Below are 21,286 nucleotides of genomic sequence, written 5' to 3'. Positions count from 1 at the left end.
CTACTAAAATTATCGTGAATTTACTTTCTTATGACATTTTTTCGTAAAGATCAAACACTAGAAAACTTGGGTAGTCGCATTTTAGAGGCGACTTGGGCGCAATTCCCCGAATTAGCCCGCAATCAAATTGCTATGACTTGGATTGTTTACGATCCTCCGGTTCCCGTCAATACCGGCGGGGCTTTGAGTCCACAAGCGTTTTGGAGTCATCCCATTCGGGGCTTTAGCTATCGTGGGAGCGATCGCATCTATCCCGCGAGTATTGTCAAACTATTTTATCTGGTGGCCGTGTATGAATGGCTGGACAAAAACATGATTACCCCGTCAGCGGAACTACAAAGAGCCGTGCGGGATATGATCGTTGACTCCAGCAATGATGCCACCAGTTTAGTCGTGGATATTTTAACCGGCACCACCAGCGGCCCGGAATTACCCCCTGGCCCATTGGAAACCTGGAAATCTCAACGCAATATTGTCAATCGTTATTTCAAGTCTCTGGGATGGCCCGAACTTGAATCGGTGAATATTAATCAGAAAACCTGGTGTGATGGCCCCTATGGTCGAGAACGAGCCTTTCTCGGCGAACTAATGGAAAATCGGAATATGTTAACCACCGATGCCACCGCCCGTCTGATGCATAGTATTTTAGGCGGAGTCGCCGTTTCCTCTGGGGCATCACAAGCGATGATGCAACTAATGAAACGTAGTCTCGATCGCGAAGATTTAGTCGCCGACCCGGAAAATCAAGTCACAGGTTTTCTCGGTGGGGGTTTGCCCCTAGAGGCAAAACTCTGGTCAAAAGCTGGTTTCACGAGCCAAGTTCGCCATGATGCGGCGTATATTGAGTTACCCGATCGCCGTCCTTTCTTGCTAATTGTCTTTACCGAAGGCAAAGCCCAAAGTAAGAACGAAGCCATTTTGCCATTTGTCTGCCAACAGGTGAATACCGCAATGGCCGAAGTCTAAGCGGTTCATAGTTTAAATCATGGTTTAAAGCAGACATAAAAAAACCCCGACTCATTGTGAGCCGGGGTTTTTCAGTGCTTATTTTACGGAGAGGGAGGGATTCGAACCCTCGGTACGGAGTTACCTGCCGTACAACAGATTAGCAATCTGCCGCTTTCAACCCCTCAGCCACCTCTCCAGGCTGACCGTAAATTATCATAGCACAAGATTTGGAAAAGCGATCGCTTAATGCCAAAAAATTTTGCAGATTTTTTTTCCGGCCTTGCGGAATGGGCTTCTGGAGCGGAGAATGCGGCGTCGGAGCGGCGGAGCCGAGGATTAGACTATAACAAATAACCAACAACAAATAACCAACAACAAATAACTAACAACAAATAACCAACAACAAATAACCAACAACAAATAACTAACAACAAATAACCAACAACAAATAACCAACAACAAATAACCAACAACAAATATTTTTTGTCAGCAAATATCTATAATATTGAGCATATTTTATGTGACTAATCTAACTTTTTCTGGTACTATAAGCATAATTGGTTCTATAAAATTTGGTCATCAAACGCAATAAGTTAAATCCAGAGAATATCTGAAGAAAATATTAAATTTTTTAAAAGAAATTATTAAATCTGAATTTACTACAGACTCCGATCGTAAAGTGTTTGTTTAGTTTATTCTCAACAAAGAAAGTTGATTAATTCAGTGGGAACTGTATGAAAACTCGCAAAAGAATTGGAATTCTGACCAGTGGTGGAGATTGTCCTGGATTAAATGCGGTCATTCGTGCGGTGGTGAGTCACGCCACCCTGACTTATGATTGGGAAGTGCTAGGAATTGTCTACGCTACTCAGGGTTTAATTGAGCGGAAATCGGTGGTGTTAAACGTCCACGGTCTGGACTTAAGAGGAATTGATCCTTTGCTGAGTGCCGGTGGTACGATTTTGGGATCAATTAATAAAGGAGATACGGAAGCGAATGCGGATCAAGTAATTGCGGGTTATCGAGATTTAGGTTTGGATGCCTTGATTGGAGTTGGTGGTGATGGCAGTTTAGCGATTTTATCTCAACTGGCCGCTAAAGGAAATTGGAATCTGGTGGGAGTGCCGAAAACCATTGATAATGATGTGGCCCTGACTGAAAGATCCGTGGGATTTGATACGGCGGTGAATACCATTGTAGATGCTTTGTATCGCTTGACCTTTACGGCGGCAAGTCACGATCGCGTCATGGTGGTGGAAGTGATGGGCCGAGATGCCGGTCATTTGGCCTTGCACGCGGGAATAGCCGGGGGCGCCGATTGCATTTTATTGCCGGAAATTCCTTACTCGATTGAAAATGTTTGTAAGAAAATTTCTGAATTGAGCGATCGCTGGGGTCGGAAATTCGCGATCGTGGTCGTCGCGGAAGGGGCGAAAACCTCTGCTGGGGAATCTCGTTATTATACCGACTCTCACGGTGAACTCCGGCTGCGGGGAATTGGTGAATATGTGGCTGATGAAATTTGCCGGGTCAGTGGCAACTCAATCGAAGCCCGAGTCACGGTGCTCGGTCACGTCCAACGGGGTGGGGTGCCTTCGGCATTCGATCGCCTCCTCGCTACAGCGTTTGGCAAAGCAGCAGTGGATTTGATTGCCGAAGAGCGATACGGACGGATGGTGGCTTGGCAAAATGGAGAGGTGGTCAGTGTGTCACTGGATGATGTCTTCCACAAAGGCACTCAGCCAGTCAATCCCGATTCTGGTTTAGTGCATACTGCCCGCGCATTAGGCATTTATATTGGTGATTTGCCTGCGGTCAAGTGAGGCGATCGCACCTCAACCCCGATAAAATTGAGGTTCATAGCATAGAGGATAGAGGATAGAGAATAGAGGATAGAGGAAAGAGGATAGAGGAAAATTTCTTTTCTCTTTTCTCTTTTCTCTTTTCTCTTTTTTCTTTTCTCTTTTCTCTTTTCTCTTTTCTCTTTTCTCTTTTCTCTTTTCTCTTTAGTGGTGACGAGGAAGCATCAGTCGCCCCGCTTTCATTGCCAAAATATAACCAGTAATTAAAATATATCTAATATGTAATCTAAATTATATACTTATGCCAGTCAACAAACTGTCATAGGAAATTGGGCGACCTATTTCCCATAGGAAATACTGGAGAAAACAGATAATTTTTTGAGGGGTTGGGGAAGATACGGATAAATTCTTTTAATTTAGTTCAGTTAATCTAGTTCAGTTAATCAAATTCCCTCAAAACGCAATTTTCTTCTCATTTTTTCACTTCCAGGAAAGAACCTATGAAAACAATTGTGGCGCAAAAAGATACAAATGCTTGGATTTTTCAGGTTTGGGCTTCTTTTATGATTGCCATATCGAGCATGACAGTGGGGATCTTCTATCTACCTGTGGATAACTGGATTAAAGGTTATATGGGCATGGGTTTAGTTTTTACCATAGGGTCATCATTTAGTCTGGCGAAAACGCTTCGGGATCAAAAGGAAGCTGAGAACATATTAGCGAGAGTAGATGAAGCGAGAGTAGAAAAAATCTTAGCCGAACATAGTCCACTGAAATAAAGTTTTGAATTTTTTGAATCGGTAGATAGAAAAAAACCGGGTTTCTTCAAGAAACCCGGTTTTTATTTTGAATTAACTAGACTTTCGTCGTTTAGACTGTTGTTTTTTCCGACGTTGACCGATCGCCGACGCGGCTTTATCCATCGGAAAACCGAGTGGCATCACCACCTGATATTGACGTTCGGCTTCGAGTTCTTTTAACTCCGTATAATCAACCCAATGGATACAATCAACCGGACAAGTATCAATGGCTTCTTGAATCAACTCTTCCGGGTCCGCATCTTGGCGAATTACACGGGAACGACCATAATCAGGTTCAATGTAAAACGTATTTCGCGCTACATGGGAACAATACTTGCAACCAATACAAGTTTGTTCATCCACATATACCCCTTTTTGGCGGAGGGTTCCGCCTAATTCCGGTTCCAGTCCAGACCGTTCCGGGGCATCGCGAAATACTCCCCCTAACTCTGGTTCAAAACCAGACCGTTCGGGTGTTTCCTGGGGTTCATGGTCAAAAAACTCAGCCATTAGCTTGCCCAGCGTTGCAACACCAGACGGATGGAACCATCCGCTTGCTTTTGGGTTTCCGCTACTTGAAACCCTTGCTTGGCAGTTTCATTCATCACCGTATGGTAGGCATAACGTTGGGTGACTTGATTTAAGAAACCATTCACCGTTAAATTTTGCTGCCAATATTGCAAATCAGCAACTAATTCATATTCTTGGCCATTCCAACGGAAGCCAATGTCATAACCATTGTCTTGGGCGATCGCAATTTCCGCCTGAGTGGTTTGACCGCGATAGCCTCGCACTTCTCTTGGGCCAGATTTCCAGTCGATCCCCAAATCCGATAAAGCAGACTCCAAAGAGGACAGGTTGCGGATTTGGGTTTTAATTTGGCTGAAATGAGACATAGTGAGTTGGTTTTTAATGAATGGAATCTAAATGGACAACACTGAACAAATGAAGCAATCGATCCGTAGACCACGGATTCAGAAGAAAAATCACCAATCGCTATAAGTTGCTACGTTGATCGCTGACGTTGACTGTTGCACCACAGGAGCAAAAAATTCTGAAGTCGTTTGTTGACTGAGAACTACTCCTAATTGGGCTTCCAGTGCAGCGGTGACTTCTGCACAAGAAGAACCGACAATGCCAGTCACTTTCTCGACCACTCGGCCATCGGGATAAATGACAAATTCTAGTTCTTCCATAAGTTTGGCTGAGTAAAGTGATATTATTGGCCGCCCTCGTGCCATTGAAATGCTCTCCGAGCGAGTCTCCGGGGTATTTCCGGTCAATGACTGGCCGCTTGGCTGGTCGTAATATCAATTGAGATCGATTGAGATCAATTGAATCACAACCCCGGATTTCTTAACAATACTTATTATTTAGGAGAGCGATAAAGGATTATTTGTCAAGTTTGGCGCAACTTCCCGATCGCGTCAAGGTATCGCGAAAATCTCTCAGCAACTTCCCGATTCCGCTTCGATCGGATCGCTCTTCGACCGAATCGCCAAATTTACTTACAAATTTCCTTGACGAAGATCCCCTGCCATGTTTCGCGGTACACAGCCAGAGTGATAATAAGAGTCTGTTCAATTTGATTATCTGTGCCATGACACAAGAGCATCTCACCAATAACATCAACCAAAAATCTCCCATCCGCGTCGGACTATTGGGCTTTGGGGGACTGGGACAAGCCGCTGCCAGAATTTTAGCCGCCAAACGGGAAATGATTTTGGTGGCGATCGCCGATAAACACGGCTATGCTTACAACCCCGAAGGCTTAGACCCAGACCAATGTATGGCCGCGTACCATCACCAAGGGTCTGTGGGTTATCTGGAAGCCGGGGGAATTTTGTCCCACAATAGTATTGAGGAGTTAATCTCTAGCGCCCCGGTAGATGGTTATTTCCTGGCATTGCCGAATTTGCCCAATACTTTTATGGCATCAGTAGCCCAGCAATTTATGGCGTCCGGTTGGCGCGGGGTGCTGGTGGATGCCATGAAGCGCACCAGTGCTGTAGAACAGTTACTCGCACTGAAGGCGGATTTAAGCGCGGCTGGGATTACTTATATGACGGGTTGCGGGGCAACTCCTGGGTTATTAACGGCAGCAGCAGCATTAGCGGCGCAAAGTTATACAGAAATTCATAGCGTTAAGATTACGTTTGGGGTGGGGATTGCTAATTGGGAAGCTTATCGGGCAACCATTCGCGAAGATATTGCCCATATCCCCGGTTATACGGTCGATCGCGCTATGGCTATGACTGACGAGGAAGTGGCAGCCCTACTCGATCGCACTGAGGGCAAAATTACTCTGGAAAATATGGAACACGCCGACGATATTATGTTGGAATTAGCGGGAATTTGTCCCCGCGATCGCGTCACCGTGGGCGGAGTGGTAGATACTCGCAATGCCAAAAAACCTTTGAGTACCAATGTGCAAATCACTGGTCGAACTTTTGAAGGGAAAATTTCTACCCATACCTTTACATTAGGGGATGAAACCAGCATGGCGGCCAATGTGTGCGGCCCGGCTTTTGGCTATCTCAAAGCTGGAATTAATTTACAGCAACGGGGAATTTACGGTTTATTTACCGCAGCGGAAATTATGCCCCAATTTGTGAAATAGGACTGATATATCAATGTAGGGTGGGCAATATTGCCCACCCTACTATCTACTACTATCTACGGATATTCAATTAAGGGAAGAAACTTCCATTTTCCTGAATAAATAGTATCGGGAACCCGCAAGCAATAAGCGGCAGGAATTACCTCAACTATCAACCAATTGAACATATCTCTTTTGGCGGCAGAAAAACCAGAAACCGCATCTCCAGTCAGCGCATAATATAAAGTATCCAAAACAGCGATGTAGGCATTCTCAGAAGCCAGACTGTTTAAGGTGGCATACAAAATATTATAGGCTTCCCCGGACGCTTGATGTTTGCCAATTTGCTCTAAATCAGAAAAAACCATATTTACGAAATTATCGGGAACTTCTACGCCACTTTCCAGCCACAAGAGAACTTGCTTTTCTACCCTGGGAAAGATTTGGTCATCAGGAAAGTAATGTTTGATGGTTGCTTCAGCGGCTAATGCTATTGTCCAGGCGATATAAACATACCTTTTATGTGTCGTGTCCGTGTTGGGTATGCCCAAGGTTTTGAGAACTTCTTCAATGGCAGATTCTAAATCATCCTCCCCACCGCGATCGTATAAATCAGGATAGGATCGATTCCAGACTTCTTGGAGTATTTTGGTCAGTTCTTCTGGCCCGTTAAACCATTGAGGTAAACGGAATTCTCTGTAGTAACCTCTGGAAAACTTTTTTAAGCTAGGTTCTGCGGTTTTAATTTTTTGCATCATGGTTTTATTTAACTCCTTATGTGTAATTAATATGTGTAATTAAGAATTTAGTTCTTTGAACTATCAAGCCTGTCTATTCCATATAGCAATTGTCATAGTTATGAACTAGAAAAAAAACTGTCATTCCCGCGCCGGCGGGAATCCAGAAAACCTCTGTAATTCGGAGAATAACCGCTATATTGACTAGACAGGGTTTATTGCATCTAACTATTATAGGTTTATGGGTATAAGCGATCGTAGAAAATAATCACTCTAATATTTGGAAATCTCTGATTAAATTCATCTCCAGTTAAGTAACAGCCCGAACAGGTGTCTCTTTCTGTATATAGGTAGAGAATTCCCTCCAAATCATGCGGTAAATTAGACTCTTGAATTTTTGCCGCGATCGCATTGAACAATTTATACTCCGCATGAGCGTCATTATAATACTCTCCTTGTAAAGCTTTATCGAGCCTTGGATGAAACCACTGGGGCGGTCCACCATTCTCACCCGGAATATTTAGCGGAGATTTTTTGCTAGTTGCCTCAAACCAATATATTTGCTTGGGATTAGAAAAAATTTCTAGTCTAGCAACCGCCACATTGCCATCAGACTCTGGAACGGCGGTTATCTTATTTATTCTCGGTGGAATATGCTTTTGTCTTACCTGCTGAACCTGCGCCCGCAGCGCCTCAGCAATTGTCTGGTATTCAGCCGGAATACCTTCGTTTCCGTAATGCTCGTTCATATATTTTTTTGTCCATATAACTTCCTTTATATCAATAATCTGATATTATAGCTCAAGCTTGTAGAAAATGCTCCAGGCTTTAAGATTAACGTTTTTTTGATAGGCTGGGCAGGTATAATCACGATTATAGGCGATCGCGCCGAATATAAACCGCCGAATATTAATCATATTGCTTAACAAATAGGGCGATCGCGATGGTAAGTTAATTGTGGTGGGCAATATTGCCCACCCTACAAATGTTAGTGGTGGGCAATATTGCCCACCCTACGAATGTTAGTCAAATTTTAGTCAAACCAGCGTCGGTGATTTTGTGAGATATGAAAACTCTCGAATATATCCTCAGTCCTTATGATTACTCTCAATTTATGGCGGAAAATTGGACAAAGAAAGCCATCCATATTTCCGCTGGGGGTAATCCTCGATTCGATCGCCTCTTCTCTTGGCAGCATTTAAACTATTTACTCAGTTATACCGACTTAGATAGCAATGACATTGACCTAATTTTAAATGGCAAAATTGTCAGTCGGACGGAAGTGGTCAGCCCCCAGGAAATTTTTCACCCAGGCAAGTTACTTAAGTTTTTACAAAAAGGGGCTACGTTAAAATTTAATAACCTGCAAAAACGAGTCCCCGAAATTGCCGAATTTGTCTCGGAACTGCGCTATGAAATTGGCTACAGCAATCTCACGGTTAATGCTTATTCTTCCTTTCCGGGAAAACAAGGGTTTGTCAGTCATTATGACCCTTATGAGATTTTTATTCTCCAAATTGATGGGGCAAAACAGTGGAAAGTTTTTCCCGAAACTTTACAATATCCCTTAGAAAGTCAGCCGTCAATGTATTTTGAACCTCCAGCGGCAAAACCTTATTTAAATACGGTGTTGGAACCGGGCGATGTGTTATATTTGCCCAAGGGACATTGGCATTATGCGATCGCTGTGGGTAAGCCCTCATTACATATTACCTTGGGCATCCACTGCGCCACCGGCATTGACTTCTTAGAATGGGTAGTCAACCAATTAAAACAATCCCCAGATTGGCGAAAAAATCTGGCATTTCCTACAGAAAATTATGGGAAAAATATTAAAACTCAGCTATCTGCATTATTAGAAAAATTAGGAGAACATACCGCTAATTCTGATTTACCTGCGGGATATATTTATGATTTGATGACCGCAGCCCATCCGGTGAATACTTACGCATTACCCCAACAAACCGGATTCAATATATTTCCCAAAGACATCAATACTCGCTTTAGAATTCCTACCTGGCAACGAGTGATTATTTCCCAAGTTTCTGAAACCGCGTATAAAGTCAAATGTTGGGAAAAAGAAGTGATTCTGCCAGAGGTAAATCAAGCATTTCTGGAAAAACTTTTTAGTTTAGAAATGTTTACCGGGAAAGATGTGATGCTTTGGTTGCCAGATTTAGCCTGGGAAGATGAAATTATGCCAATTTTATCCAGTTTAGTCCAAGAAGGGATGATTTTTGTAGACTCTAGTAACCCGGTTGAAGAATATCTTCGCCGAGAAGAAGACTTAGAAACTTGGGATAATTAAGTAGGTGAACATAATTAATTGCACTTTTCGTTCCCCGCCGATAGGCTGTGGATTCCCGCCTTCGCGGGAATGACAGTTTTTCTTCTAATGGGGTCTGTGGTGCATTTATTTCTGCCCACCTACTTAAATTATTGTTATTGGTTATTTTATTGGTTATTGGGCAGGGATTATTTGGCTGTTTGTCGGATAAAGTGATTAATAACTAATATTAATCACTTTTTTTGTTGAATATTGCTCGGTTTTTCTAACTTATTCACCGAATTTAGCGTTGCTTCATCTCGGTAAATTCGCTTTAGATGAGTCACGCTAGTGACTAACATGGTGACTAACAATTCTAACTTATGAATTTGTTGGGGTTCGGGTCGATGATTAAATTTTCCAGCTAAAATATTAAATTCTGCTTGCAGGCGATCGATAGATTTTAATAAGTCGGCAATCACTTCTGTTTCTTGCAGTTGGGCAACGCTTTCGTTTAACTGGGATACGACTCTTTTAATTTTAGAAAGTTGCGCGGCTTCTGGTCTAGCGATAAATTCTTGAGTGAGGTTTTCTACTTTACTAGACATAATCATGTGTCCTTCTTGCAAATCTTTCACATCTTTGACCAATAACTTGATCCAAGGCAAAATCACATCACGGTGTTTTTGTTCTAACTTTTGAAAATTTTGGTAAAATTTTTCATACTGTTGGCTGTCTAGGCGAGGTTGATTGGCGCAAATGCGGCAATTTGGGCGTAAAGGGATTCAATTTCATTTTCTAGGTTGGTGATATCCAAGGGTGCGGAAATATGGCTAATTTATTCCCGAATTACATTCAATTCGCCGGATAAATTTTGATAAACTGTTCTGGCTAAAGATGCCGATTTATTTTCTAAAATGCTGAGGGAATCTTGCAGGTCTTGGATTTGTTCTTGGATTTCTGATAGGTTAATCTCAGCCGCAGGAAGACGGCTGGGAAATTGTGCTAAAATATCCTCGTAGTAATGATTAATATGATCTTCTAAAAGATGGTATTCTTGTTGATGTTGTTTGGCAAGGCGTTGGCGATTAGTTAGGTTGAGGACGATCGCTAAACTTAAAGGAGTGGTGACATAAGCAATATTCTGTCCGGCGATCGCCACAACAGTTCCCACGACCGATCCTGCCGTTGCTACATATTCCGCCAGTTCTAGCCAGTGAAAACGAGTAAACATAGTGTTAAATTGTGGTCGATCTTTTGATCCGAAACTCATATTACTGCTATTGAGATATTAGGAACAGAAGTGTAAACATCAAAAATGGGTGACTTGCGATCGACTGAGGACTGACACCCCCCAAGCCCAAAAAGCTGAAAAAATTGGCTTACAGCGGTTTCGCCCCTACTGAACGACGGTAGGGCGAAGCATTCCGTAGGGGCGAAGCATTCCGGTATTTAATTTAATATTTTCAGCATCAAACTTCTGCCGGAATGCTTCGCCCGTACAATATTGTAGGGGCGATTCGCGAATCGCCCCTACGGAATGCTTCGCCCCTACAGATATATGTGGTTTTCTCGCGGAGAAAATTGGCTTAAAAGCGTCAGCCCGGAAACTGACAAATCGCCTAAAATAAATTAACGATTATTCCAGCTTATCTTATTACTTGTATATTTTTACTTGTATATTTTTATCAATGTATCTGGGAATAGATTTTGGTACTTCTGGCGCTAGGGCTGCGGTCATTGATGACGAAAATCGGATTTTGGCTGCGGCTGAATATGCTTTTCCGTCGGGACAAGGAGTTTCTGAACCCTTATCCGCTTTGTGGCAAAGGGCATTGTTTTCCCTGTTGGGGCAAATTTCCCCAGAAATTCGTCTTTCCCTTCAGCGAATTTTGATTAATGGTACGTCCGCTACGGTGTTATTGTGCGACTCCCAAGGGGAACCTGTCACCGAACCGCTGCTATATAATGATAACCGGGCGATCGCGGTAATAGAGAGTTTAAAAGAAATCGCACCTGCCAACCATTCTGTTATTAGCGCCACTTCTTCTCTGGCAAAACTGCTGTGGTGGCAGAAAAACCTCAACCATTTAGACTTTTCTAATTTATATTTTCTGCATCAAGCGGACTGGCTGAGTTTTTTGCTACATGGGCAACTGGGAATTAGCGACTATCACAACACCCTGAAACTGGGCGCTGACCCGGAAACCCTCTGTTATCCCCAATGGTTATTAGAGGGTTTGAACCAAATATTTGCTGATGTACCCCCAAATTTACCTAAAATTCTCCAGTCTGGCTGCCCTATTGGTGCAGTGACCGCCGAAATAGCTGAGAAATTTAACTTATCAAAAAATTGCCTAGTTTGTGCGGGAACTACTGATAGTATTGCCGCGTTTTTGGCGAGTGGGGCGAACCAACCGGGGCAAGCAGTCACGTCTCTCGGTTCTACTTTGGTCTTAAAGTTGCTAAGTTATACCCGTGTTGATGATGCCCGCTATGGTATTTATAGTCATCGGTTGGGGAACTTGTGGTTAACGGGTGGGGCTTCAAATACGGGTGGGGCGGTGTTGCGGCAATTTTTTACCGATGAACAATTGACCGAATTGAGCGATCGCATTAACCCACAACAAGTCAGTCCTTTAGATTATTACCCGTTAATTACGCCCGGAGAAAGGTTTCCCATTAATGACCCCCATTTATTGCCTCGTCTCGACCCTCGACCGGATCGATCCCAAGAGTTTTTGCATGGTTTGTTGGAGGCAATGGCGAAAATTGAAGCGAAAGGTTATGGATTATTGCAACAGTTTGGGGCAAGTTCTTTAACCCAGGTTTATACTGCTGGAGGTGGGGCAAAAAATCCGGTTTGGACAAAGATTCGCCAGCGTTATTTGCAAGTTCCAGTGATGATTTCCCCACACACTGAGGCGGCTTATGGGAGTGCCATGTTAGCTAAGTCAGATTCTCCCAATTTTTGAAGCAATGTTTACAGTAATTTTCTGTTAAGAAAACCACAAATTTTTGTAGGGGCGAAGCCTTCCGTAGGGGCGATTCGCGAATCGCCCGTACAAGGGCGAATGGCCATTCGCCCCTACGGAATGCGCGGGCCAGATCGTGGTTTAGTAATCTGAAAAACGCTGTAGGACAATGCCAAATCCATGAGATAATCAAAAAAGAAGTGATTTGCATCAACAACCATGTCCCAACAACCGCCAGAAATCGCCGCAATTCTCGGTCATATTGCAACAGGTTGAACAACAACAAGTCCTGCTAAAAAAATATGTCGCAGGGCTGAAACGGCAGATAGACAGTTTGACGGAACGCGGGCAAAATCTGCCAGAAACACAAAATCTCGATCGCTTGCCAAAAAATATTCAGCAAGAACAAAATTTGCCGGTGCGATCGCATGAAACCAATCCTTCACCAAAATCAGATAGTCCGAGTAATTACATACTGTTAATCAAAGAAACAGCGGAAACAACCCAAGAAACTTCGCCAGTTCAACCGAATCATCTCGGATTAAATCTCGGATTAACTGATGAAGAGTTTAAAGTTGAAAGAATGATGCTGCTACTGGATAAAATCTATGAGGCAGAAGCAGCAGAAGATGCAGAGGCGATCGGTGCAGAGGAATTTTTACAACGATATCAAGCAGGAGAACGAGATTTTATTGGCATTAACCTGAGCGGAGTTGACCTCAGTGGTAAAAATTTAGAGAAGATAAATTTAACTCAAGCCAACCTGAGTCGAGCAAATCTGACTAATACTTCTTTGAAGTATGCTAATCTGAGTGAGGCAAATCTGACTAAAGCTAATTTAAGTCAGAGTCGGTTGAATTATGCTAATCTGAGTCACGCAAATTTTAGTGGAGCGAATCTCAGTCAGACTTCTTTGGACTCTGCCAACTTAAGTCAGGCAAATCTGAGTGGCGCTAATCTCTGTAAATCTAGGTTAAGTAGCGCTATTTTAAGAAGTGTTAATTTTAGGGAAGCGAACCTCTCGGAGTCAAGCTTGTACCAAACAAACTTGATTGACGTTAACTTACAAAAAGCAGACCTGACTCAGATAAATTTGGCGGATGGTAAGCTAGAAAACGTAAATCTAAATAATGCCAACCTCCATCAAGCGAAATTTGATCGTGTAAATCTGACCAATGGCACAATGATTAAAGCTAATCTAAGTCAAATTAATTGGCCAAATGGTAATCTCACTGAGGCCAATTTGACTGAAGCAAATTTAAGCGGCGCTAACCTAAGAAAAGTAAAATTAGCTAAGGTTAATTTAAGTCAGGCAAATCTGGTTCAGGCAAATCTTTTAGAGGCAGACATTTCCCAAGCTAACCTAGAAGGGGCTAATTTACAACAGGCAATTTACCACGAAAAAACCTTGTTTCCGCCTGGGTTTGATGCAGCGAAAACCGGGGCATATAACCTTGAACCAGGTGCTTCTCTAGCCGGATATAATCTGTCAGGTTTTGATTTGAGTGGGCTAACCTTAAATGGCGCTAACCTAGAAGGAGCTAATCTAAAATCAGCAAATCTCAGTCAAGCCTGCTTAATTGAAGTTAACTTAAGTCGAGCGAATCTCACCAATGCAGAGTTGAACAGCACAAATCTTATACAAGCTAATCTCTCCCACGCAAATTTGAGCAAAGCTTCTCTATCTCTTGCTAATTTAAATCAGGCAGATTTGACCAAAACAAATTTGCTTGAAACAAATTTAAATGATGCTAACCTAATGGGTGCAAATCTTAGCGAAGCTAAAATCATTCAAGTTAATCTACAGAGTGCTAATCTGATTGAAACGAATTTAACGGGCGTCAGTTTAATTGGATTTAATTTATGTTCGACTAAACTGAGTGGTCAAAACTTTACGGGAAGAAATCTTTGTGGAGTTAATCTATCCTACGCCAACTTGAGTGGAGCTAATTTGAATTCAGCCAATTTGAGCGGGGCAAATTTACAATATTCTGATTTAGAAGGAGCAAACCTGAAAGAAGCTAAATTAGGGGGAACTAATTTATATAATGCCAAATTTAAAGGTGCCATTATGCCCGATGGAAGCATCCATGAATAAGTGACAGGAATTGTCTGTTTGGTGGCTAAGGTTTAAACACCATAAGTTTTTTTGCTGAACCAGGACTTACGCATAAACGCTATCCGTAGGGTGTGTTAGCGAAGCGTAACGCACCAATACGCTATATATAGATTACTTGCGTAAGTCCAATGAACCACAAACATTACCATAAATTTTTGTAGGGGCGAAGCATGACCGCAGATATTTTTGGTTTAAAGCCGAGATTTTTTACGGTCATGCTTGGCCCTCGCCCCTACAAACATGACCATAAACATTAGTAAGGGCGAAGCATTCCGGTAGATATTTTCCCGTTAAAGCCGAGATTTTTCGCCGGAATGCTTCGCCCCTACAGGGCATTACGATAAACATGGGTAAGGGCGAAGCATTCCGGCAGATATTGTCTGGTTAAAGCCGAGATTTTTCGCCGGAATGCTTCGCCCCTACAGGGAATTATTTTATCGACAATTAATGTCTACGGGGATTTTAATTTGCTAGTCGCCAAATTTTAATTACATTGTCGTTGCCACCACTGGCTAGAAATTGCCCATTGGGACTAATCGCGATCGCGAATACTGATTTCTCGTGTCCCGTCAGGGTTTGCAATTCTCTGCCTGTATCAATATCCCACAGTTTCACCGTCCGGTCATCGCTACCACTGGCCACCGTTTTGCCATCAGGAGTAATGGCAATATCGTAAACTGGGAAAGCATGACCACTGAGAGTCCGCACCAGTTCTCCGGTTTGGGCGTTCCAGACTTTCACCGTTTTGTCAAAGCTGCCGGTGACTAAAAATTCCCCATTGGGGGTAAATTTCAGCGAACTCACCCAATCACTGTGCGCTGGTATCGTTGCCACGACTTGACCTGTAGACACATTCCATAATTTCACCACCCCCTTAAGATCCCCACTGGCGACAATATTGCCATTGGGACTAAATGCCACCGCATGAACTCCATCTTCATGCCCCGTGAGAGTCGCTTTCGGCGTGCCATCTCCGGCATTCCACAGTCGCACCGTCTTATCCCAACTGCCACTGGCGACGATTTTGCCATCAGGACTCATGGCTACTGACTTCACTTTGTCCGTATGACCATGAAGGGTATAAAGCAATACCCCCGTGTTGATGTTCCACAAGTTGACCGTCTGATCGTCGCTGCCACTAGCAAAAATGCCGGTGCTATTGTTAACAGCTATAGATGTTACGTCCGCTAAATGTACCGACAAAGTATAGGTTAAGTCGCCGGTGTTGATACCCCAATATTTCACCGTGTCCTCAATGCTGCCACTGAGTACCCGTTGGCTACCTGGGTCGAATTCTAGGTCAAAAATGGCAAATCTTTGATCGCCAATGGTTCGCAGCAGTTCAGCAGGCGCTCTTCTTTGGGCAAGGGTGGCGGGTGCAGTGGTAAATAAGTGTAAATTTACGGCGGAAACAGTGGCGATCGCCCCCAAGAGAAGCGTGGCGGCGAATTTCCCAGAATATCTAGAATACAACTTCCCAGAAAATAATTTTAAGTTCATCTGTGTCAGGTTAGAAATAATCGATCAACTCTGCATCTCTAGTTATAGCGCTTGAGGGGGGGCGATCGGCTGAAGCTTCTCCAGCAATGGTCCAAGCTAGAAACCGAGAAACCGGGTTTCTTCTAAGAAATTCCAGAAACCCGGTTTCTTCTACGAGATTCCAGAAACCCGGTTTCTTCAAGAAACCGGGTTTCTGTGAACCCATAAATCATGCAAAACTTTGGCCCATTTAGCCGCTAGAGAAAAGTCGGTAAAAGGCACTTTTTGAGTTGCCCCAGTTGATAATTCAAATTCTAGGAAAATCTGACCTTTTGGAGTGGTTGCCGTTTCCGGTTCGGCGGGAATTTCTACCGGCTGATGATTAACTAATAACCGAATGGATTTTACTTGGTTGAAAAAGAAACTTTCCAAGTCCACTGGCCCTTTACGAGTGGGTTTGCCCCAAGTGATGCGATCCCCTTTTTGTCCTAATACCGCATAAACATCATATTTGGCGCGATCGAACTGTTCCGCCCAAGCTTGATAAGCTTGGACTTTTTGGGACTCATTCCACCCAGCCCAAGCCAGCCAAATAAATAGTCCTAATAATGGCAGCCACAATAATCCTCTTTCCATAATTTTTGTTGTTTGTTGTTGGTTGTTGGTTGGTTGGGGTGTAATTGATAATTATCAATTATCAATTATCAATTACAATTTCTGAATTGGTGCGGTTTTGGGATCGACTATTTTTTGGCCACCGCGAGCGAATTTAATGGCTAAAAATATCTTGTCTTTGGAACCAGAAACTAGGGCAATTTCCCCTAAGCCAAAATCATTATGCAAGATGCGATCGCCTACTTTCCAATCTTTGACTGTAGCACTGGCACCTTTAGAAATAGTCCGGGTAGAAGTGCGGCCTTTTTTCACCCGTTTAGCCACTCCATTGCCTTCAATATAATCAGCAGGTAATTCCCCTAAAAATCTCGAAGGTCGAGTATGTTCATAAGACCCCCACAAATTCCGGGCAGAGGCATAAGTTAAAAATAACTGTTCTTCGGCGCGGGTAATGCCCACATAACAGAGACGGCGTTCTTCCTCCAAGGCTTTGGCATCATTTAAACTGCGAAAATGGGGAAACATTCCTTCTTCCATGCCCACCATAAACACCACCGGAAATTCTAATCCTTTGGCGGAATGTAAGGTCATTAAAGAAACTGCTGATTCCCCTTCTCCTAAGTTATCTAAATCAGAGGATAAAGAGGCATTGGCCAAAAATCCGATTAAGGATCGATCCTCATTTTCATCGCCATATTGAAATACGGCGTTAAACAGTTCATTGATATTTTCTAAGCGATTATCTGCTTCTTCGGTTCCTTCCATTTTCAAGGCGTCAACGTACCCAGAATCTTTCATAATTCCTTGGACAATTTCTAACCCTGGTAAGGTTTCAATTTCCTGCTGCCATTTCTGGATAGTCGCCACAAATTCTAAAATAGGTTTGGCGGTTCTTCCCCCCACGGTTTTGACGGAGGTTTCATCTTTGATAATTTCCCAAAGCGGCACACCTAGTTGTTGGGCAAAATCTTCTAGCCGTTGTAAGGTAGTTTGACCAATTCCCCGTCTGGGGGTGTTAATAATCCGCCGTAAACTAATGGTATCCGCTGGATTTACTAGCAGCCGCAAATAGGCGATCGCATCTTTAATTTCTTTGCGATCGTAGAATCTTAATCCCCCCACAATGCGATAGGGCACATTGTTTCTGACTAGGACTTCTTCAAAAGGTCGAGACTGGGCATTCGTGCGATAAAGAATGGCCATATCACCCCAGGATAATTCTGGGTTAATTGACTCTAAGTTGCGAATTTTATCTACTACAAATGCTGCCTCATCCCGGTCATCATTAGCCTGGTGACAATAGATAGGATCTCCTTGACCGCGAGTAGGACGTAATACTTTATCAATGCGTTCGGTGTTCTTACTAATTAGCTGGTTAGCAACTTCCAGAATATTTTCCCGCGATCGATAGTTTTCTTCCAATTTGATCATGGTGTGACTTTCCTCATCGTCCAAGCCATCCCCAAAATCTTCTTGAAATTCTAATAAGATGGTAAAATCTGCCATGCGGAAACTGTAAATAGAGTTATGGGTAAGCAAGCCATTGGTAAAATATAACTCATGTTTTTCCACATCTAGGCTATAGACAGGCCCATGATATGTTTCGGTTTGGGTGCGAAAATTTTCCCAAGAAACTGACTGACCGTTTTGATAAACTCCGACGTTCATTAGGTTGGGCATTAAATTAGCGGCTGCTACTTCTGTCATGCCTAGTTTGCCTTGGAGTTTATAGGCAATTTTTCGATTATAAATCGGATCTTCCCAGGAACGGCCAAAGTCATTGAGGCATTTTTCTACCTTTTGAGGCAAATTCTTTTGCTGACTAAAAAACTGTTCTATTTCTGCGGCTGTGCGACTTTTTGGGTCATCGCTGGGTTCAAACTTTAAGGTGGGAATGCCATATTGTTTGGCCAGGAAATAGACTTTTTCGGCGGCTTCGGTGCGATCGCCGGTTGCCAGTAAAATCCATGCTTCTGTAGCTTTTTGTCGTTGGGCTTGTTCCGTTAGATTAAATTCTAAATTCTCATCAAATAACTTGCCCCCAGCGATGCGATACCAATCTTTGCGCCGCATAATATAGACTACATAAGCGTCTTCTTTGGCGAAGGGAGTCCAGCGAATTGGCCATAAATGATTGGGGGTACTTTTGGCCATTTTGCCCCCAGCTTCGACTTGAATTAATTGGCCATGATATTCTCGGCTGGCTTTATCAAAAGCATAACCTTCGGGGCGAGTAGCAATGGAGAAAATATGCCGGTCATAGCTGACGAGGCGATCGCGTTCTGGGTCTAAGTTCTCGATAGGAACATAACCATTAGTAGTTAAAACCAAACTTCCTGGGGGCTGGCATTGATCCACGTCTCCCACCACAAAAATGGAGCGATTTTCCCAATTATTAAAAGACCTGGCACTAGCGCCGTTGGTGACTAAGAGGCGAATCAATTCATATTGCGTACGGTTAGTATCTTGGTATTCGTCTACTAAAATATGATGAAATTGCCGATGCCAATAGTCTAAAACTTGCTCATTTTGCCGAAACAATTCTACTGGAATCCGAATTAAATCATCAAAATCTAAGGCGTTATTGGCAGCCAAAGCATTTTGGTAATGGCGATAAACATCGGCGATCGTCCGATTATAATAATTAGTCGGGTCGTCCATTTCTAAAGCGCGAGGCGACCAGCCTTTATTTTTGGCATTGCTGATAGCGTAGCGGACTTTGCGCGGTTCAAATTTCTTGTTATCCAAATTTAACTGTTTGGTGACAATTTCTTTGACCAGACTTTGGGTGTCCGACTCGTCACAAATGGAAAACTTACGGTCCCACTGGCGACCACTTTCGTCTTGATATTTGTCGATATCAAAGCGCAAAATTCGGGCGCAAAGGCTATGAAAAGTGCCAATCCATAAGGGTTTAATGTAGCGTTTCCACACCCGCGATCGCACTTGGGTTTGTAACGGGGGTTCTAGGACACTGTAGGGCTTGCCATATTTTTCCATTGAGGTAGCGTCCCCAAAGAGGCGATCGAGACGTTCTTTCATCTCTTTTGCGGCTTTATTGGTAAATGTCACTGCCAGAATATTTTCCGGGTTCACTCCCTCATTCTGAATCAAATTAGCAATGCGATAAGTCAAAGCCCGAGTTTTGCCGGAACCCGCCCCGGCCACCACTAAAAGGGGGCCGCAGAAATGTTCTGCCGCCTTACGTTGACTAGGGTTGAGTTGGCTGAGAAAATCAGTAGTCTGGTTGGTCATAAGTGGAAATACAGAAGCTATTTATAGAGCATAGATATGATTTTAATCCCTAATAGGGATTTAATCACAGATAAATTCTTAAGAAAGCGAGTATCTGGAATTTCAAATAGCAAATCATCAATATTAGGGTGCGTATAGCCTTCGGCATGGCTACGCTAAAGGCGGGGCAAATTTCTCTCTAAACCATCAGTGTTTTTTATTCCCGCCGTAACGCACCGATCTGTTTTCAAAACATCAAATCGGTGACATTTACTTGGCAAACAATGATTACCGGAATTTATTCAACTTTGGTATTTTTAATGGTTTGGATCATCTCAATATTCAGCAAAATTATTTGCTGCTTTTATCTTAGCACCAAATTCCGCCGCCCCAGTCAGCGGATTTTTCGCTACAATTCGCTACAATAAGGCGTTGTCTTTTTACTGTTGGTGCAAATTGAGCCAAGATTATACATGGCAAACAGAAGGGAAAGCCCGTTTTCAAGTAGGCCATACTTTCTATCGTTCCGCGTCCCAAGTTGTGCGAGATTTAGGGGTTTTAGCCGCCAAAATTTATCGCCAAGATACGGGCAGTTTACGGGTATTGGATGCAATGGCCGGTTGTGGGGTGCGATCGCTCCGTTATTGGTTGGAAAGTGGGGCAGATAGTATCTGGGCTAACGAAGGAAACCCAGACAATAGCGACATTTTGCGGGAAAATCTCTATGAGGCGATCGCTCAAGGAGCCTGTCAACTGACCCACCTCGACGCCAACCGGGTATTTTTTGACTGCTACAATCAAAGTAACTATTACGATGTAGTAGACGTAGACTGCTTTGGGTCAGCGGTTCCCTACCTCAGTACCAGCTTATGGGCCACCAAGATTAACGGATTACTTTATATCACCAGTACGGACGGACGCACAGCCACCGGGCATTTACCAGAAAAAAGCGTTCGGGTTTACGGCGCCTGTGCGCGATCGCACCCAGCCGCCCAAGAACAAGCTTTACGTCTACTCATTGGCAGTACCTTACAACAAGCGGCGACCAAAGGATTGGGCATTCAGCCGATATTTGCCCTGTTTGCCGGTCAAACCTATCGGGTGATGCTGCGGTTACTGCCCTCAGAGTCTTTGACCCCCGAAAACTACGGATTTCTGGGTTATTGTCACCACTGCGGCGACTATCAAACCGTCACCTGGCGACAATTAGGGCGGGTCACTTGTCCCCATGACGGCGAACCCCTGACCCTAAGTGGGCCAATATGGTTGGGGTCGTTGCACGATCGCCCCTTTTTATTAAAAATGCAGGCTTTAGCCCAAGAAAAAGCCCAAGCAACAGCCCAAGCAACAGCCCAAGAAAACCACTGGTTAAAGCGAATTGAATTATTAAAAATTCTGATGGAAGAAGCAGAATTACCTCCTTATTTTTACACCCTGGGGGAAATTGGTCGCAGGGGAAAAATGGATATTCCCAAACGCGATCGACTAATCCAAGGTTTGCAACAACAAGGGTATCAAGCCACTGCCACTCATATTAATCCTGAAGGGATTAAAACTGATGCCAATTTAACCACTTGTATTGAAATTGCTCGTGACTGTCAAAAAGATTAATTAAATGTTTTTTATGTTTTTATTTTTTATTGATTTTTATATGTTTAAACCATATAAAATATGTTGATTTACAGCGTTTTTATGTTAAAAAAAACCAGTAA

The 21,286-nt window shown here is 43.3% G+C and carries 18 protein-coding genes, 1 tRNA gene and 2 pseudogenes; 8 read left to right on the top strand and 13 right to left on the bottom strand.

Features of this window, described 5'->3' with window-relative positions; genetic code table 11:
• The first annotated feature begins 30 nt into the window (after nucleotides 1-30).
• Complete coding sequence (locus tag ABWT76_RS09290) at nucleotides 31-966, top strand: serine hydrolase (RefSeq protein ID WP_354635992.1); 936 nt, start codon at nucleotides 31-33, stop codon at nucleotides 964-966.
• An 86-nt stretch (nucleotides 967-1,052) separates the two neighbouring features.
• Here ABWT76_RS09290 and ABWT76_RS09285 read toward each other — a convergent pair.
• Nucleotides 1,053-1,144 (bottom strand) — tRNA-Ser (locus ABWT76_RS09285).
• 538 nt (nucleotides 1,145-1,682) lie between these two features.
• Here ABWT76_RS09285 and ABWT76_RS09280 point away from each other — a divergent pair.
• Both ABWT76_RS09280 and ABWT76_RS09275 read left to right on the top strand, forming a co-directional pair.
• Nucleotides 1,683-2,771 carry an ATP-dependent 6-phosphofructokinase gene (locus tag ABWT76_RS09280; RefSeq protein ID WP_190879346.1) on the top strand — a complete coding sequence of 363 codons (1,089 nt, stop codon included), beginning with the start codon at nucleotides 1,683-1,685 and terminating at the stop codon, nucleotides 2,769-2,771.
• 479 nt (nucleotides 2,772-3,250) lie between these two features.
• The gene (locus ABWT76_RS09275) at nucleotides 3,251-3,529 is read left to right on the top strand and encodes a YiaA/YiaB family inner membrane protein (RefSeq protein WP_190879344.1); all 279 of its coding nucleotides are present in this window, start codon (nucleotides 3,251-3,253) and stop codon (nucleotides 3,527-3,529) included.
• 72 nt (nucleotides 3,530-3,601) lie between these two features.
• On the opposite strand, the gene ABWT76_RS09270 is transcribed toward ABWT76_RS09275, so the two are convergent.
• From ABWT76_RS09270 to ABWT76_RS09260, 3 genes are all read right to left on the bottom strand, one after another.
• A complete protein-coding gene (locus ABWT76_RS09270; protein WP_190879343.1) occupies nucleotides 3,602-4,060 on the bottom strand; it encodes a ferredoxin in 459 nt (152 codons plus the stop codon).
• On the bottom strand, nucleotides 4,060-4,446 hold the full coding sequence (locus ABWT76_RS09265) for a DUF1257 domain-containing protein (RefSeq protein ID WP_190879341.1): 387 nt from the start codon (nucleotides 4,444-4,446) through the stop codon (nucleotides 4,060-4,062). The genes ABWT76_RS09270 and ABWT76_RS09265 overlap by 1 nt, the downstream gene beginning before the upstream one ends.
• Before the next feature lie 90 nt (nucleotides 4,447-4,536).
• The gene (locus ABWT76_RS09260; protein ID WP_190879339.1) at nucleotides 4,537-4,746 is read right to left on the bottom strand and encodes a DUF2997 domain-containing protein; all 210 of its coding nucleotides are present in this window, start codon (nucleotides 4,744-4,746) and stop codon (nucleotides 4,537-4,539) included.
• A 404-nt stretch (nucleotides 4,747-5,150) separates the two neighbouring features.
• Between ABWT76_RS09260 and ABWT76_RS09255 the strand changes: the two genes are divergently transcribed.
• On the top strand, nucleotides 5,151-6,170 hold the full coding sequence (locus ABWT76_RS09255) for a saccharopine dehydrogenase-like oxidoreductase (RefSeq protein WP_190879337.1): 1,020 nt from the start codon (nucleotides 5,151-5,153) through the stop codon (nucleotides 6,168-6,170).
• A 56-nt stretch (nucleotides 6,171-6,226) separates the two neighbouring features.
• Here ABWT76_RS09255 and ABWT76_RS09250 read toward each other — a convergent pair whose 3' ends face one another.
• Both ABWT76_RS09250 and ABWT76_RS09245 read right to left on the bottom strand, forming a co-directional pair.
• On the bottom strand, nucleotides 6,227-6,907 hold the full coding sequence (locus ABWT76_RS09250) for a hypothetical protein (protein WP_242049995.1): 681 nt from the start codon (nucleotides 6,905-6,907) through the stop codon (nucleotides 6,227-6,229).
• 218 nt (nucleotides 6,908-7,125) lie between these two features.
• Nucleotides 7,126-7,635 carry a deaminase domain-containing protein gene (locus tag ABWT76_RS09245; protein ID WP_190879335.1) on the bottom strand — a complete coding sequence of 170 codons (510 nt, stop codon included), beginning with the start codon at nucleotides 7,633-7,635 and terminating at the stop codon, nucleotides 7,126-7,128.
• Between the two features lie 317 nt (nucleotides 7,636-7,952).
• On the opposite strand from ABWT76_RS09245, the gene ABWT76_RS09240 reads away from it, so the two are divergent.
• Entirely contained in the window at nucleotides 7,953-9,194 is a 1,242-nt protein-coding gene (locus ABWT76_RS09240) for a cupin domain-containing protein (RefSeq protein ID WP_190879331.1), read from the top strand.
• Between the two features lie 212 nt (nucleotides 9,195-9,406).
• Here ABWT76_RS09240 and ABWT76_RS09235 read toward each other — a convergent pair whose 3' ends face one another.
• Together ABWT76_RS09235 and ABWT76_RS09230 are read right to left on the bottom strand one after the other, a co-directional pair.
• Nucleotides 9,407-9,820, bottom strand: coding sequence for a hypothetical protein (locus ABWT76_RS09235; RefSeq protein ID WP_190879329.1), 414 nt, complete (start codon nucleotides 9,818-9,820; stop codon nucleotides 9,407-9,409).
• Between the two features lie 170 nt (nucleotides 9,821-9,990).
• Nucleotides 9,991-10,386 carry a hypothetical protein gene (locus ABWT76_RS09230; RefSeq protein ID WP_054465671.1) on the bottom strand — a complete coding sequence of 132 codons (396 nt, stop codon included), beginning with the start codon at nucleotides 10,384-10,386 and terminating at the stop codon, nucleotides 9,991-9,993.
• A gap of 457 nt (nucleotides 10,387-10,843) precedes the next feature.
• Here ABWT76_RS09230 and ABWT76_RS09225 point away from each other — a divergent pair, with 457 nt between their 5' ends.
• Together ABWT76_RS09225 and ABWT76_RS09220 are read left to right on the top strand one after the other, a co-directional pair.
• Nucleotides 10,844-12,127: an FGGY-family carbohydrate kinase gene (locus ABWT76_RS09225; protein ID WP_354635991.1), complete on the top strand. Its 1,284-nt coding sequence runs from the start codon at nucleotides 10,844-10,846 to the stop codon at nucleotides 12,125-12,127.
• Between the two features lie 205 nt (nucleotides 12,128-12,332).
• On the top strand, nucleotides 12,333-14,225 hold the full coding sequence (locus ABWT76_RS09220; RefSeq protein WP_354635990.1) for a pentapeptide repeat-containing protein: 1,893 nt from the start codon (nucleotides 12,333-12,335) through the stop codon (nucleotides 14,223-14,225).
• Between the two features lie 483 nt (nucleotides 14,226-14,708).
• On the opposite strand, the gene ABWT76_RS09215 is transcribed toward ABWT76_RS09220, so the two are convergent.
• The 5 genes and pseudogenes from ABWT76_RS09215 to ABWT76_RS09200 form a co-directional block, all read right to left on the bottom strand.
• Complete coding sequence (locus tag ABWT76_RS09215; RefSeq protein WP_354635989.1) at nucleotides 14,709-15,746, bottom strand: WD40 repeat domain-containing protein; 1,038 nt, start codon at nucleotides 15,744-15,746, stop codon at nucleotides 14,709-14,711.
• Between the two features lie 10 nt (nucleotides 15,747-15,756).
• Nucleotides 15,757-15,951, bottom strand: a complete 195-nt coding sequence (locus tag ABWT76_RS09210) for a hypothetical protein (RefSeq protein WP_354635988.1) — start codon at nucleotides 15,949-15,951, stop codon at nucleotides 15,757-15,759.
• Nucleotides 15,924-16,361 carry a hypothetical protein gene (locus ABWT76_RS09205; RefSeq protein ID WP_054465667.1) on the bottom strand — a complete coding sequence of 146 codons (438 nt, stop codon included), beginning with the start codon at nucleotides 16,359-16,361 and terminating at the stop codon, nucleotides 15,924-15,926. The genes ABWT76_RS09210 and ABWT76_RS09205 overlap by 28 nt, the downstream gene beginning before the upstream one ends.
• 72 nt (nucleotides 16,362-16,433) lie before the next feature.
• Nucleotides 16,434-16,571 (bottom strand): annotated as a pseudogene (locus tag ABWT76_RS30660) (hypothetical protein); the annotation flags it as partial.
• Between the two features lie 102 nt (nucleotides 16,572-16,673).
• Nucleotides 16,674-19,595: pseudogene (locus ABWT76_RS09200) on the bottom strand (UvrD-helicase domain-containing protein); the annotation flags it as partial.
• Nucleotides 19,596-20,030: 435 nt separating this feature from the next.
• Between ABWT76_RS09200 and ABWT76_RS09195 the strand changes: the two are divergent.
• Nucleotides 20,031-21,185 (top strand): tRNA (guanine-N1)-methyltransferase, encoded by a 1,155-nt coding sequence (locus ABWT76_RS09195; RefSeq protein ID WP_354635987.1) that lies wholly within the window; start codon nucleotides 20,031-20,033, stop codon nucleotides 21,183-21,185.
• Nucleotides 21,186-21,286 lie beyond the last annotated feature (101 nt).

This window comes from Planktothricoides raciborskii GIHE-MW2, assembly GCF_040564635.1.
Lineage (GTDB): Bacteria > Cyanobacteriota > Cyanobacteriia > Cyanobacteriales > Laspinemataceae > Planktothricoides > Planktothricoides raciborskii.
Note: the sequence above shows the minus strand (reverse complement) of the source record. Positions and strands in the feature narration are given on the sequence as shown.